The sequence below is a fragment of the Kineococcus terrestris genome, from assembly GCF_041020755.1.
Classification (GTDB): domain Bacteria; phylum Actinomycetota; class Actinomycetes; order Actinomycetales; family Kineococcaceae; genus Kineococcus; species Kineococcus terrestris.
Genome location: NZ_JBEUEI010000016.1, coordinates 69673 through 82260 on the forward strand (window position 1 = coordinate 69673; position 12588 = coordinate 82260).

General features: G+C 78.4%; 12 protein-coding genes, 4 tRNA genes and 1 other RNA gene. 10 read left to right on the forward strand and 7 right to left on the reverse strand.

Going from position 1 to position 12588, the window contains the following annotated elements; all coding sequences use genetic code 11:
• Positions 1-233: 233 nt before the first annotated feature.
• Entirely contained in the window at positions 234-2228 is a 1995-nt protein-coding gene (locus tag AB8M62_RS11620; protein ID WP_369069654.1) for a penicillin-binding transpeptidase domain-containing protein, read from the reverse strand.
• Between the two features lie 207 nt (positions 2229-2435).
• Between AB8M62_RS11620 and AB8M62_RS11625 the strand changes: the two genes are divergently transcribed.
• The 3 genes from AB8M62_RS11625 to AB8M62_RS11635 all read left to right on the forward strand — a co-directional run bounded on the left by AB8M62_RS11625 (position 2436) and on the right by AB8M62_RS11635 (position 4245).
• Positions 2436-2526: transfer RNA gene (locus tag AB8M62_RS11625), tRNA-Ser, on the forward strand.
• A 166-nt stretch (positions 2527-2692) separates the two neighbouring features.
• A tRNA-Arg gene (locus AB8M62_RS11630) sits at positions 2693-2765 on the forward strand.
• A gap of 838 nt (positions 2766-3603) precedes the next feature.
• Entirely contained in the window at positions 3604-4245 is a 642-nt protein-coding gene (locus AB8M62_RS11635) for an Lsr2 family DNA-binding protein (protein ID WP_369052623.1), read from the forward strand.
• A gap of 89 nt (positions 4246-4334) precedes the next feature.
• Here AB8M62_RS11635 and AB8M62_RS11640 read toward each other — a convergent pair whose 3' ends face one another.
• The 3 genes from AB8M62_RS11640 to upp all read right to left on the reverse strand — a co-directional run bounded on the left by AB8M62_RS11640 (position 4335) and on the right by upp (position 6045).
• Positions 4335-5060, reverse strand: coding sequence for a PH domain-containing protein (locus AB8M62_RS11640; protein ID WP_369069655.1), 726 nt, complete (start codon positions 5058-5060; stop codon positions 4335-4337).
• Between the two features lie 28 nt (positions 5061-5088).
• Positions 5089-5253 (reverse strand): hypothetical protein, encoded by a 165-nt coding sequence (locus tag AB8M62_RS11645; protein WP_369052625.1) that lies wholly within the window; start codon positions 5251-5253, stop codon positions 5089-5091.
• Positions 5254-5409: 156 nt separating this feature from the next.
• Complete coding sequence (gene upp / locus AB8M62_RS11650) at positions 5410-6045, reverse strand: uracil phosphoribosyltransferase (protein WP_369052627.1); 636 nt, start codon at positions 6043-6045, stop codon at positions 5410-5412.
• 98 nt (positions 6046-6143) lie between these two features.
• Here upp and AB8M62_RS11655 point away from each other — a divergent pair, with 98 nt between their 5' ends.
• The 3 genes from AB8M62_RS11655 to AB8M62_RS11665 all read left to right on the forward strand — a co-directional run bounded on the left by AB8M62_RS11655 (position 6144) and on the right by AB8M62_RS11665 (position 7366).
• Positions 6144-6743 carry a tRNA adenosine deaminase-associated protein gene (locus tag AB8M62_RS11655; protein WP_369069656.1) on the forward strand — a complete coding sequence of 200 codons (600 nt, stop codon included), beginning with the start codon at positions 6144-6146 and terminating at the stop codon, positions 6741-6743.
• A gap of 35 nt (positions 6744-6778) precedes the next feature.
• Positions 6779-7213: a deaminase gene (locus tag AB8M62_RS11660; RefSeq protein WP_498072121.1), complete on the forward strand. Its 435-nt coding sequence runs from the start codon at positions 6779-6781 to the stop codon at positions 7211-7213.
• Between the two features lie 66 nt (positions 7214-7279).
• Positions 7280-7366: transfer RNA gene (locus AB8M62_RS11665), tRNA-Ser, on the forward strand.
• Between the two features lie 69 nt (positions 7367-7435).
• Here AB8M62_RS11665 and AB8M62_RS11670 read toward each other — a convergent pair.
• The 3 genes from AB8M62_RS11670 to AB8M62_RS11680 all read right to left on the reverse strand — a co-directional run bounded on the left by AB8M62_RS11670 (position 7436) and on the right by AB8M62_RS11680 (position 8609).
• The gene (locus AB8M62_RS11670) at positions 7436-8104 is read right to left on the reverse strand and encodes a LytR C-terminal domain-containing protein (protein ID WP_369052629.1); all 669 of its coding nucleotides are present in this window, start codon (positions 8102-8104) and stop codon (positions 7436-7438) included.
• A 15-nt stretch (positions 8105-8119) separates the two neighbouring features.
• Complete coding sequence (locus AB8M62_RS11675) at positions 8120-8419, reverse strand: type II toxin-antitoxin system VapB family antitoxin (protein ID WP_369052630.1); 300 nt, start codon at positions 8417-8419, stop codon at positions 8120-8122.
• Between the two features lie 105 nt (positions 8420-8524).
• Positions 8525-8609 (reverse strand) — tRNA-Ser (locus AB8M62_RS11680).
• Positions 8610-8739: 130 nt separating this feature from the next.
• Here AB8M62_RS11680 and ffs point away from each other — a divergent pair.
• The 4 genes from ffs (at position 8740) to AB8M62_RS11700 (ending at position 12527) form a co-directional block, all read left to right on the forward strand.
• An RNA gene (gene ffs, locus AB8M62_RS11685) (signal recognition particle sRNA small type) lies at positions 8740-8836 on the forward strand.
• A gap of 64 nt (positions 8837-8900) precedes the next feature.
• A complete protein-coding gene (locus tag AB8M62_RS11690; RefSeq protein ID WP_369069657.1) occupies positions 8901-11300 on the forward strand; it encodes a DNA polymerase III subunit gamma and tau in 2400 nt (799 codons plus the stop codon).
• A 29-nt stretch (positions 11301-11329) separates the two neighbouring features.
• Positions 11330-11929: a recombination mediator RecR gene (gene recR / locus AB8M62_RS11695; RefSeq protein WP_369052633.1), complete on the forward strand. Its 600-nt coding sequence runs from the start codon at positions 11330-11332 to the stop codon at positions 11927-11929.
• Positions 11922-12527, forward strand: coding sequence for a DUF5063 domain-containing protein (locus AB8M62_RS11700; RefSeq protein WP_369052635.1), 606 nt, complete (start codon positions 11922-11924; stop codon positions 12525-12527). Before recR ends, AB8M62_RS11700 begins: the two co-directional genes overlap by 8 nt.
• The last annotated feature ends 61 nt before the right edge of the window (positions 12528-12588 follow it).

The window sequence follows — 12588 nt, forward strand, 5'->3', positions numbered from 1 at the left end:
CGGGGGGGATGAGCCGGGCCCGTCTGTAGCCCACAGGGCGTACTGCAGCATCTTCACCCCAACCCGGCCTCCGTGGCAATTCCCCGCGGGAACCGCGCGGACGTGTCGTCGCGCGCGGCGCGACCGGCGGCGGGACCGGCGGGGCCGCGCGGTCGCGGCGACCGGGTCCCGCCCCGCTCGCGACCGGGTCCCGACCGGCTCCCGGCACGCTCGCGGCACGCCGCCGCGGCGCGTCAGAGGGCGACGGAGGCGCTGCGCCGCAGGAAGTCCGCCGCCACGGGCGCGGCGACGGACCCGCCGCTGGCGCCGTCGGCGACGAAGACGGCGAAGGCGAGCGGGCCCTGCCAGCCCGTCGTCCACGCGTGGGTGGGCGGCGGGTCCCCGCTGCCGTGCTCGGCGGTGCCGGTCTTGGCGTGCACGGGCTCCCCCGGCACCCCCGCCAGGACGGTGGCCGTGCCGCCGGTCACCACGTCCCGCATGAGGTCGGCCAGGACGGCCAGCGCGGCGGGGTCGGGCGCGGGCGCGGCCGGGCCCGCCGGGGCCTCCGGCGCGGGGTCGAGGACCACCCGCGGCAGCCGCGGCCCTCCCGCCGCGACGCCCGCGGCCATCACCGCGACGGCCAGCGGGCTGACGAGGGTGCGGCCCTGCCCGAAGCTCGCGGCGGCCTGGTCGACGGCGGACTCCGTGACGGGCACGTCCCCGGCGAAGGCGTCCACGCCGGTCGCCCACTCCGCGCCGACGCCCAGCTGGGCGGCGACGTCGCGCAGCTCGCCCTCGCCGAGGCGGCCGCTGAGGGAGGCGAAGGCCGTGTTGCACGAGAGCGCGAAGTCGGTGCGGAACGGCACGTCGCCCAGCACCTCGCCCTCGAAGTTGCGGAAGGAGCGGCCGTCGACCGTGAACGTCGCCGGGCAGGACACCGTCTCGGCCGGGTCGAGCCCCTGGGCGAGCAGCGCCAGCGTGGTGACGACCTTGAACGTCGACCCGGGCGGGTAGCGGCCGGTCAGGGCGCGGTCGCCGCCGTCGGCCGGGCCGTTGGCGACGGCCACGACGTCGCCGGTGCGGGTGTCCACGGCCACGAGGGCGCACTCGGACCCCACGCCGGCCAGCGCCTCGTCCGCGGCCCGCTGCAGGCCCGGTTCCAGACCGGTGCGCACGGGCTCCCCCGGCTGCGCGGGGACGGCGAACAGCTCCCGGGACGCGGCCAGGTCGCCGCCGGTGACCCGCACGGCGACGCCCGCGCGTCCGGCGAGCCGCTCGTCGTAGCGGGCCTGCAGGCCCGAGCGCCCCCCGACGTCGCCGGGCAGGTAGCGCCCGCCGGAGGCCTCGACGACCTCGGCGGTGACCTCGCCCACCCCGCCGAGCAGGGCGCGGGCGAAGGCGCGGGTGGGTGCCAGCGGCAGCGTGGACTCGCGGAAGACGGCGCCGGGGACGGCCTGCAGGTCCTCGCGCTGGGCGTCGTAGTCGGTGCGCCGCAGGGTGAGGACGGTGACGAAGGCGTCGGGGGCGGCCTCGCGCACGCGGGCGGCCAGGGCGGCGGCGTCGACGTCCAGGAGCTGGCCGAGCCGGTCGGCGGTGGCGCCGGCGTCGGGGGTGCGCGAGGGCTGCACACCCACGACGACGACGTCGGTGGCGGTGACGACGGGGCTGCCGTCGCGGGCGAGGACGTCCGCGCGGGGCGGCAGGGCGCGCTCGAGCGCGAGGACGGCGTCCCCGGCGAGGTCGGGGTGGACGAGCGCGGGCTCCCACACGACGCGCCAGCCGCCCGTCGCGTCACCGTCCGCCGCGTCGGGCAGGCGGGTCAGGCGCGCGGTCGTGGGGTGGGTGAACACGGACCCGTCGGGGGCGCCGAGGGCGGCGAGGTCGTAGGAGACCTCGAGGCGGGCGTCGGCGGTGCCGTCGGCGGCCCGCTCGGTGTCGACCCCCGCCACGGTGACGGCGGGGGCGGGCAGACCGCCGCTCAGGCGCGCCAGCTCGGCGTCGGGGTCGGCGGGGGCGCCCTGGAGCGGGGCGTCCGACAACCGGCCCTCCTGCCACGCGCGGGCCAGCGCGTCGGCGGCGGCGCGCGCACCGGTGCCGTCGTCCCCGCCGCGGCTCAGCGCCCACGCGGCGGCGCCCCCGCCCGCGACGACGGCCGCCCCGCCGACCACCACCACGGCGCGGCGACCGGGGCCGCGCCCCGTCCCCCCGCGCCGTCCTCGTCCCGCGCCCCCCGGCGCACCGTCGACCACGCGGCGATGCTGGCACGCCGCCCGGCGCGGGCACCGCGGACGCACGTGCGCGGTCGGGGGAGGACCTGCGCAGGACCTCGGGGGACCTGGGGGGACCTCGTGCCGGGCGGCGGCGCGGGTGGACCGCCGCGGCCGTCCGGGCGGCGTCCGGGTGGCCGTCCGGGGTGGTGCGGGGCTGCTAGCCTCGGTGACGGAGCTGTGCTCCACGGAGGTGTCGCCTAGTCCGGTCTATGGCGCCCGCCTGCTAAGCGGGTTGGGGGCTACAACCCCCTCGCGGGTTCAAATCCCGCCACCTCCGCGCTCGGCCGAGGCCCCGTCCCGCACCCGCGGGGCGGGGCCTCGTCGCGTCCGGGACCCCTCCCGGCCCTCCGCGGCGGCGTCAGGACCGTTGCGCCGCAGTCGATTGGGCAGCGGGCCACGCACCCGCTATGCTCTTCCTCGTCGCCGCGCGCTGCACGGCGTCCGCGCCCGTAGCTCAACGGATAGAGCATCTGACTACGGATCAGAAGGTTAGGGGTTCGAATCCCTTCGGGCGCACCGCACCGGTCAGCCGCTCCCCGTCCTCGGGGGGCGGCTGTCGTGCTTCCGGGGGTCGTGCGGTCCGGCCGCCGGCGACGACCCCTCCCCCACCACCCGGCGCCGCCCCGCGCCCGCGGCCGTCCGAGCCGCGTCCCGGAGCGCCCCGGAGCGCCCCGCCGCCGCACGCACCCGCAGCGAGCGCCCGACCGGCGACGCCGACCCGGTGGGCGGTCCCGGCCCGGCCGCACCCCGGCCGCACCCCTCCCCGGGCGCTCCGGCTCCTCCGGGCGCCGCCGGACCACCGCGGCACCCGCCCGGCGCGGCCACCGCGGGACCCACCGGACCGCCGGTGAACCCCGGCCGGTTCCGCCACCGGGGACCGACCCCGTCCGCACCTCTGCCGCACCCCGCCCGCACTCCGTCCGCACCCCGTCCGCGTCCCTCGCCGGCGACACCCGCACCGCGCGGCGGTTTCCACCCGCCGGTCGAGTTGCGGCCGGTCGCGCCGGGACGGAGCGCGGAACGGACCACCGGGCGCCGGCCGGGGACGACGGCGCGGAACACCGGGGCGGAACTCCGGCTCCGCGGCACCGGCGGGCGCCGGGCGGGAACGGCGAGCGCTTCCCGCGAACCGGCCGGCCACCGCCCGGAACAGCACCCGGGAACAGCGTCCGGGAACAGCGGGTGCGCAGCGTCCGGGAACGGTGCGCGACCACCGGTCGGCGCGGTGGGAAGAACGGCTCCTCCGGACGGCGGGAAATGCCGGGAATGCCCAGTTCCGGTGCGCGAACCCGCGCTCCGCTGTGGTTTCATGGGCGACAACGAACAACCCGTCACCTCTCCCCCGGAGCTCATCATGGCTAGTCACGACGTCGCGCTGAAGGTGGCCACCGAACTCCCCGTCGGCGGTGTCGACCTGGAGATCCCCGTCAAGCGCAACGGCCGCCGCGTCGGCACGTTCACGGTGAACGCGAACGGCGTCTCCTGGAACCCCTCGACCTCGCGCCCGGCGACCTCGGTCAGCTGGGAGGACCTGCCGGCCGCGCTGTCGAGCACGCAGGCCGCGCCCGCCGCCGCCCCGGCGAAGAAGACGACCGCCAAGAAGAGCACCCCGGCCAAGAAGAGCGCGCCGGCGCAGGAGAGCGCCCCGGCCCCGGAGAGCGCCCCCGCGCAGAAGGCCGCCCCGGCGAAGAAGACGGCCGCGAAGAAGAGCACCGCCAAGACCGCGGCGAAGAAGACGGCCGCCCCGGTCGAGGAGCCCGCCGCGCCGGCGGAAACCCCCGCCGCCGAGACGAGCGCCCCGGCGGCCGCGCCGGCGAAGAAGACGGCCCGGTCGGCGGCCAAGAAGTCCACCGCGAAGAAGGCGGCCCCCGCGGCCACCGGTGCCGTGGACGCCCGCGCGGTGCGCGAGTGGGCCGCCGGCGCCGGCATCGCCGTCGCCCCGCGCGGCCCGATCTCCACCAGCATCATCGAGCAGTACCGCGCCGCCCAGGGCTGAACCGCCCCGCGACCGCGAACGCCCTCCCCGGCCCGGCCGGGGAGGGCGTTCGCCGTCGCGGGCGCAGCTCGTTCAGCGCCGCAGCTCGTTCAGCGCCGCCGCAGCTTGTCCTTCGCCTCGCGCACCGCGTCCACCCCGAAGATCTCCGCGACGATGCTGAGGTAGAGCTGGTCGGGCACGGGCAGCCAGTCCACGTCGTGCAGGGCCTGGTCCTGCCCGGCGGACTCCATGACGAACTCGCCGTAACCGAGCAGGCGGCCCGGCAGCGACTGGTTGTAGCTCATGTCCGTGACCTTCGAGACGGGCATCATCGCGACGCGGCGGTTGAGCACCCCGTACGTCAGCAGGAGGCGGCGGTCGGTGGCGACGAACCAGTCGACCCGCCAGGACAGCAGGTGCCACACCGCGCGCGCGAACAGCGCCGCCCAGCCGAGCAGCAGCAGCTCGGGCAGGTACGGCGTCCCGTCCAGCAGCTCCAGGTTCAGCCACAGCCAGAGCGCGAACCCGGCGGCGGCGCTGGCGACCGGTTCGGCCAGCCGGGCCGGGTGCCGGCGGACCGCCACGACGAGCCGCTCGCTCGGCAGGACGTACCGGCGCACCGAGCGCGGCAGGTCCCCGACGTCCGCGCCGACGGGCTCGGCACCGCGACGCGCGGGCCGGCGGTCGCCCCGGGGCGGGGCGGCGCGGTCGGCGCGGTCCTCGACGCCCGGGTCGGGCGGCGGCTCGGCGGGCAGGTCGCGCAGCAGGTCCGCGCCGTCCGGCCCGGGGATCAGCTCACCCGCGCGGCCCGCGGACGCCCGTCGCCACCAGCTCACCGCGACCAGCTCCTCGACGACGCGGGGTTCAGCCGGTGAGGACGCCGTCGAAGAAGCCGGCGATGCTGCTGACGACCTGCCCGAGGGCCTCGCCGACGCTGCGCACGAAGTCGGCGGCCTGGTCGGGCGCCCGGTACACCGCGTACAGCGCGAACACCACGAGGACCCACCACAGCACCCTGCGCCACCTCATGCTCGTTCCCTCCTGCGTGCGGACTGCGTGCGGACCGGGGACCGCGCGGGAGGCCCGCGCGGGGCTCATCCTGCACGACGCGGGAGGTGGTGACGATCTCCCCCGCCGGGCGCCGGCGAGCGGGCCGCGAGCTCCCGGACGGGTCGCGGGCGGTTCTCAGACGACCCCGTACAGCCGGTCCCCCGCGTCGCCGAGGCCGGGGACGATGTACCCGGAGGAGTCCAGCCGCTCGTCGACGGCGGCGGTGACGACGGTGACGGCCGCCACGTCGTCGAACGCGGTGCGCACGACCTCCAGGCCCTCGGGGGCGGCGAGCAGGCAGATGGCGGTGACGTCGCGCGCGCCGCGCTCGAGCAGGTAGGTGATGGAGGCGACGAGCGTTCCGCCCGTGGCGAGCATCGGGTCCAGCACGTAGCACTGCCGGCCGGACAGGTCGTCGGGCAGGCGGTTCGCGTACGTGGTCGCCTGCAGCGTCTCCTCGTCGCGGATCATCCCCAGGAACCCGACCTCCGCGGTCGGCAGCAGGCGGACCATCCCGTCGAGCATCCCCAGCCCGGCCCGCAGGATCGGCACGACGATCGGCTTGGGGGTGGACAGGCGCACCCCGACGGTCGGCGACACCGGCGTGGTGACCGGGTGGGGTTCGACCCGCACGTCGCGGGTGGCCTCGTAGGCGAGCAGCGTGACGAGCTCGTCGGCCAGGCGGCGGAACGTCGGGGAGTCCGTGCCGCGGTCGCGCAGCGCGGTGAGTTTGTGGGCGACGAGGGGGTGGTCGATGACGGACAGGCGCATGGGCGACGAACCTACTGCCGCCGCGGCGCCCGGGACACCGCCCGCGGGCGCCGCGCGGACGCTGGCCCGCCGCGCGGTGCGGCTGCCACGATGAGCCCGTGGCGTACTTCACGGCGGTCCTGGTACCCGACGGCGGCGGCTGGCGCGCGGTCGACGTGGACGTGCAGGCGGGTTCCCCGGAGGAACTGGGCGACGTGCTGCGCGGCGCGGCCGACGAGGACGGCGGCGAGGCCGTCGCCGTCCTCGAGCGCGAGGACGAGTGGTTCGCCCTCGTCCGCGCCGGCGGCGACGGGCGCGGCGAGGACGACGTGCGGGTGTTCGTCTCCGACGCCGTGGCCGCGGGCTCCAGCCGGTTCGCCGAGCTGTTCGCGGAACTGCCCGCCGCCGACGCCGGCCTGCGCCGGCCTGGCCCCGCGGGCGCGGAGGAACCGGACGAGCCGGCGGACCTCGACGACGGGGACGGCGGGGACGAGGGGGCGGACGACGGGGCCGGCGACGAGCCGGACGTCGCCGACCTGGCCGCCCCGGCCGTGCCGGAGGAGGACGTGTGGGCCGGCGACCCCCACCTGCTGGAGGACCTCGGCTGCCCCGCACCGGTGCTGCTGCGGTTGTCGGCCAGCGGCGCGGACCCGGCGGAGGCGACCGCGGAGGTCGGGGAGCTGCTCGGGTTCGCCGACGTCCTGGAGTCGCTGCGCTGAGCGGGCCGGCGCCGCGGCCGGAGTGGCTGCGCTGGATGGGGGCGGCGCTGGAGGAGGCGCGCGCGTGCCTGGCGACGGGCGACGTGCCCGTGGGCGCGGTGGTCGTCGGCCCGGGCGGCGAGGTCCTCGGCGCCGGCCGCAACGAGCGGGAGGCGGCCGGCGACCCCACGGCGCACGCGGAGGTGCTCGCGCTGCGGGCGGCGGCGCGCTCGCGCGGCGGGTGGCGGCTGGACGGCTGCACGCTCGTGGTGACGCTGGAGCCGTGCGTCATGTGCGCGGGGGCGACGGTGCTGGCGCGCGTGGAGCGGCTGGTGCTGGGCGCGTGGGACCCGCGGTTCGGCGCGGCGGGCTCGCTGCGCGACGTGGTCCGCGACCGCCGCCTGAACCACGTGGTCGAGGTGGTCGGCGGGGTCCGCGAGGAGGAGTGCGGGGAACTGCTGGACGGCTTCTTCGCCGCCCGGCGGTCGTGAGCGCGGGACGCGGGGGCGCCCCGCGGCGGTCACGGCGACCGGCGGCCGCCGTGTAAGGTTGTCCGCGGTGGTGTGTCCGAGCGGCCTAAGGAGCACGCCTCGAAAGCGTGTGAGGGGGCGACTCCTCCGTGGGTTCAAATCCCACCGCCACCGCTCGAAGGACGAGGGCCCCCGGCGCGCGCCGGGGACCCTCGTCGTTCCCGCCGTCCCCGCGGCGGTGGCTCAGCAGCCGGGCGGCAGCGGCGCCGGCGGCGGCTGCAGGGCGTCCTCCGGGGCCAGCTCGGCGTAGGCGTCGCCCAGGACGAGCTCGACGACGCCCACCTCGGCGTCCTCGGCCAGCTGCGCGCCCGGGACGCGCGCGGCCACCGCGCGCGCCGGCTCCAGCAGCTGCGGGGGGTGGCGCACGACGGCGCTGACCGGGCCGGCGGGCTCGGCGGCGTTGGCGACGTCGCTGACGACGAACCCCCGCGCGCGCAGCTCGGCGGCGACCCCGGCGGCCAGCCCGCGGCGCCCCGTGCTGTTGAGGACGGCCACGGTGACGTCGGCGGGCGCGGCCAGCGCCGGGTCGGCCGGCGCGCACACCGGGCCGGCGGGCGCCGCCGACGGCGTCGGGCGCAGCGCGGCGGGGATCCGGTCGGTGGCCACGAGGGCGGCGACCCCGCCCGTGGCGAGGACGGCCGCCACGACGACGGCGAAGACGACGCGCTGGCGCACGAGCCGGCGGTGCCGGCGCCGCGACAGCGCCTCCTCGACGGCCACCTCGTCCAGGTCGTCGCGCTGGTCCTCGGGCTGGTCGCCCGGCTGCTCGTCGAGCTGGTCGTCGCGCTCGTCCCGGTCCTCGTCCTGGCGCGCGCCGCCCGGGGCGCCGCCGCCCTCCCGCCGCTCGTCCACGTCCGCCCCTCCCGCTCAGTCCGGCAGCACGAGGACGCGGGCGTGCAGCACCTGTCGCTGGTGCAGGGCCGCCCGCACGGCGCGGTGCAGCCCGTCCTCGAGGTAGAGCCGTCCGCGCCAGGAGACCACGTGCGCGAACAGGTCGCCGTAGAACGTGGAGTCCTCCGCGAGCAGCGCCTCGAGGTCCAGGGTCCGCTTGGTCGTCGTCAGCTCGCACAGGCGCACCTGCCGCGGCGCGACGTCGGCCCACTGGGCGGGGGTGCTGAACCCGTGGTCGGGGTAGGGGCGCCCCTCGCCGACGGCCTGGAAGATCACGTCGCGGGAGTCTAGGCGCTGGGCGGCCCCGCGGGCGGGAGGACGCACGGGCGGGCCGGGACGACGACGGCCCGCCCCAGGAGCACCGGGACGGGCCGTCGGCCGCGGAGGATGCGGGATTTGAACCCGCGAGGGCGTTAACCCAACACGCTTTCCAAGCGTGCGCCATAGGCCACTAGGCGAATCCTCCAGGGCTCCCAGCGTAGCGCCCCGCCGGGAGTGCCGACGACGCGGGCGCGTCCGGAGCCGGGCCGCGGTCGCGTTCGCAGTCACGCCGCGGGCGCGTTTGGAGGGCGCGGGCACGGCACGTAGAGTGCTGCTCAGACCCCTCGTGCGGCGTCACCCCGCTGAACCCCCCCAGGGCCGGAAGGCAGCAAGGGTAGGTGGGCTCTGGTGGGTGCACGGGGGGTCCCTCGCGTCCACCCCTCCCCCGCCCGCGGGGGTCTGGGTCGTGTCGGGTCCGGCGGTTAGCCTCGGTGCCGTGACGACCGCCCTGTACCGCCGCTACCGGCCCCAGAGCTTCGCGGAGGTCATCGGGCAGGAGCACGTCACCGCGCCGCTGTCCCAGGCGCTGGCCAAGGGCCGCGTCACGCACGCCTACCTGTTCTCCGGCCCGCGCGGCTGCGGCAAGACCACCAGCGCGCGCATCCTGGCCCGCTGCCTGAACTGCGCCCAGGGCCCGACCCCGACGCCCTGCGGGGTGTGCGAGTCGTGCACGAGCCTGGCCCGCGGCGGCCCCGGCAGCGTCGACGTCGTCGAGATCGACGCGGCCAGCCACGGCGGCGTGGACGACGCCCGCGACCTGCGCGAGCGGGCGACCTTCGCCCCCGCGCGCGACCGCTTCAAGGTCTTCATCGTCGACGAGGCGCACATGGTCTCCCCGCAGGGCTTCAACGCGCTGCTGAAGACGGTGGAGGAGCCGCCGCCGCACGTGAAGTTCGTCTTCGCCACGACCGAGCCGGACAAGGTCCTGACGACGATCCGCTCGCGCACCCACCACTACCCCTTCCGGCTGGTGCCGCCGGCCACGCTGACCACCTACCTGACCGACCTGGCCGGCCGCGAGGGCGTGCGGGTCGGCAAGGGCGTCCTGCCGCTGGTGGTCCGCGCGGGCGGCGGGTCGGTCCGCGACTCCCTGTCCGTGCTGGACCAGCTGATCGCCGGCGCCGGGGACGAGGGCGTCACCTACGACCTGGCGGTGGCCCTGCTGGGGTACACGCACGCCGCGCTGCTGGACGACGTCGTGGAGGCCCTCGCGGCCGGGGACGCGGCGACGGTCTTCCGCGTCGTCGAGCGCGTCGTGGACTCCGGCCAGGAGCCGCGCCGCTTCGCCGACGACCTGCTGCAGCGGCTGCGCGACCTCGTCGTCGTCGCCGCCGTGGGCGAGGAGGCCGGGCACGCGCTGGGGCTGCCCGAGGACCAGCTGGACCGGCTGCGCGCGCAGGCCGCGCACCTGGGACGGGCCGGGACCTCCCGCGCGGCCGACGTCGTCGCCGCGGGCCTGGAGCAGATGACGGGCGCGACGTCGCCGCGGCTGCAGCTGGAGCTGCTGTGCGCGCGGCTGCTGCTGCCGGGCGCCGACCCGGACGGCGGGCTGGCCCCGCGCGTGGAGCGCATCGAGCGGCGGCTGAGCACCGGCCTGCCGCTGCCCGGCGCCCCGTCCGTCGCGGCGGCGCCCGCCCCGGCGGCGCCGCTGCCCGCGCGCGCCGCGGAGCCCCCCGCCGCCGCGGAGCCCCCCGCCGCGGCGCCCGCGGCTGACGCGCCCGCCGCCGCCCGTCCCGCACCGGCGGACGGAGCGCCCGCCCCCGCGGCGGCACCGGCCGCTGCCGCGGCGCAGGACGCTCCCGCCGAGCCGGCCGCCGCCGAGCGGGGCGGCTGGCCCGTGGCGCGCACCCCGGGCGCACCGGTCGAGCCCGCCCCGGCGCCCGACGCCGCACCCCCCGCCGGCACCGCTCCCACCGCTCCCACCGCTCCCACCGCTCCCGCCCCGGCGGTCCCGGGGACCGGCGAGGGCGAGACGGTGCGCCGCCTGTGGACGGACGTGCTCGGCGCGCTGTTCGCCCTCAAGCGCACGACGTGGTCGCTGGTCAGCGAGAACGCCACCGTGGCGGACTGCCGCGGCGGCGTGCTGACGCTGCACTTCACGACCGCCGGCCTGGCGTCGGCGTTCACCCGCGGCAGCCACCCCGGGTTCGTCGCCGAGGCGCTGCTGGACGTCACCGGCATCGAGGCGAGCGTGCAGGCCACCGCGCCGGGCCTGGACGGCGCCGGCGGGGCCGCGGGGCGGGGCGGTGCGGGGGCGCGCGGCGGCCGGCCGGCGCGGTCCCGGCGCCCCTCCTCGCAGGAGTGGTCGCGCCCCGCGGCGCCTCCCGCCGGTCCCGCCGCTCCGGCGTCCTCGGGGCCCGCGCCGGCCGAGCGCCCGCCCGCCCGCCCGGGCGGCCCCGGCGGGCCCGGCGCTCCGGGGAGCTCCCGCCCGGCGTCCGCACCGGCACCGTCGGCCCCGCCGCAGGCCGACGACGGCTGGGTGCCGCCGGAGGAGCCGATCGAGGACCCCGGCGAGGAGCTGCTGTCCGCTCCGCGCCGGTCGCCGGCCCCGCAGCCCGACCGCCCCGCGGCCCCGTCGGCCGCTGCCGCCCCGGCGGCGGCTCCGGCGGGCCCGCAGGACCGGGCTCCCGCGGGCCCGCGGGCCCGGCCCGCCCGGCCGGCGCCCGAGCGGACGCCGTCCCCGGCCGCCGCGGCGCCGGGGACCGCCGGGGCCCCCGGCGTCGAGGACACCCCCAGCCGCGACGACGAGGACGCCGACGACTCGCGGCTGGTCGGCGCGGCCGTCGTCGAGCAGATCCTCGGCGGCACGGTCATCGCCACCGACGACGGCCGCTGAGCGTCGTACCCGGCACGTAGGCTCACCGCGTGTACGAAGGCGTCGTCCAGGACCTCATCGACGAGCTCGGCAAGCTGCCGGGCGTCGGCCCCAAGAGCGCGCAGCGCATCGCGTTCCACCTGCTGGCGGCCGAGCCGGGCGACGTCCGCCGCCTCGCCGAGGTCCTCGTCGAGGTCAAGAGCAAGGTCCGCTTCTGCGAGGTGTGCGGCAACGTCGCCCAGGAGCAGCTGTGCCGGGTCTGCCGCGACCCGCGCCGCGACGCCAGCGTCATCTGCGTCGTGGAGGAGTCCAAGGACGTCGTCGCCATCGAGCGCACCCGCGAGTTCCGCGGCCGCTACCACGTGCTCGGCGGCGCGATCAGCCCGATGGAGGGCGTGGGCCCGGACGACCTGCGGGTGCGCGAGCTGCTGGGCCGGCTGTCCTCCGGCGAGGTGACCGAGACGATCATCGCCACCGACCCCAACCTGGAGGGCGAGGCGACCGCCACCTACCTGGCGCGGCTGCTGCGGCCGATGGGGCTGAAGGTCACGCGGCTCGCCTCGGGGTTGCCCGTGGGGGGCGACCTGGAGTACGCCGACGAGGTGACGCTCGGACGGGCGTTCGCGGGACGGAGGTCGCTGGATGCCTGACCACGTGGGAGCCGGGTCGCCGGGCGAGCCGGGGGCACCGGCCGGCGCCGGGGAGTGGGCGGAGCTGGCCGCCGCCACGGCGGCCGAGGCGCGCGCCTACCTCGACGCCGTCACCGAGGTCGCCGCGGGCCGGATGGACGAGACGGCGCTGTCGGTGCTGCTGCTGGCCGTCAGCCAGGCGCTCGTGACGGGCGCGCGGCTGGGCGCGGTGGCCGACGTGGTGCCCGCGCGGCGCTTCGAGCCGGACGCCGGGCCCGACCCCGACGTCGACCCGCTGCGCACCGGCCTGGCCAACGTCCTCGACGGCGTGGACGACTACGCCGACGTCGTGGACCCGCTGACCAACGCCAAGCTGGTGCGCGGGGCGCTGTCGGACGACCTGGCCTCGGTGGCCGCCGACCTCGTGCACGGGCTGCGCCACCACGAGCGCGGCGACGTCACCGAGGCGCTGTGGTGGTGGCAGTTCTCCTACCTGTCGACGTGGGGGCTGCGGGCGACGGCCGCGCTGCGCGTGCTGCAGTCGCTGCTGGGCCACCTGCGCCTGGACGTGGACGCCGAGACGGCCTCCGACGCGGAGTTCGACGCCCTGCACCCCTGAGCGCGGGCGGGCCCGGGGCCGCCGACGGCGCGCGCGGACCGGTCGTGCGCGATCGGTAGGA

Bases quoted from the DNA above. Each gene is read 5' to 3' on its own strand.
- AB8M62_RS11635 (WP_369052623.1), top strand. From the start codon at position 3,604: ATGGCTAGTCACGACGTCGCGCTGAAGGTGGCCACCGAACTCCCCGTC.
- AB8M62_RS11645 (WP_369052625.1), bottom strand. From the start codon at position 5,253: ATGAGGTGGCGCAGGGTGCTGTGGTGGGTCCTCGTGGTGTTCGCGCTG.
- upp (WP_369052627.1), bottom strand. From the start codon at position 6,045: ATGCGCCTGTCCGTCATCGACCACCCCCTCGTCGCCCACAAACTCACC.
- AB8M62_RS11660 (WP_498072121.1), top strand. From the start codon at position 6,779: ATGGGGGCGGCGCTGGAGGAGGCGCGCGCGTGCCTGGCGACGGGCGAC.
- AB8M62_RS11700 (WP_369052635.1), top strand. From the start codon at position 11,922: ATGCCTGACCACGTGGGAGCCGGGTCGCCGGGCGAGCCGGGGGCACCG.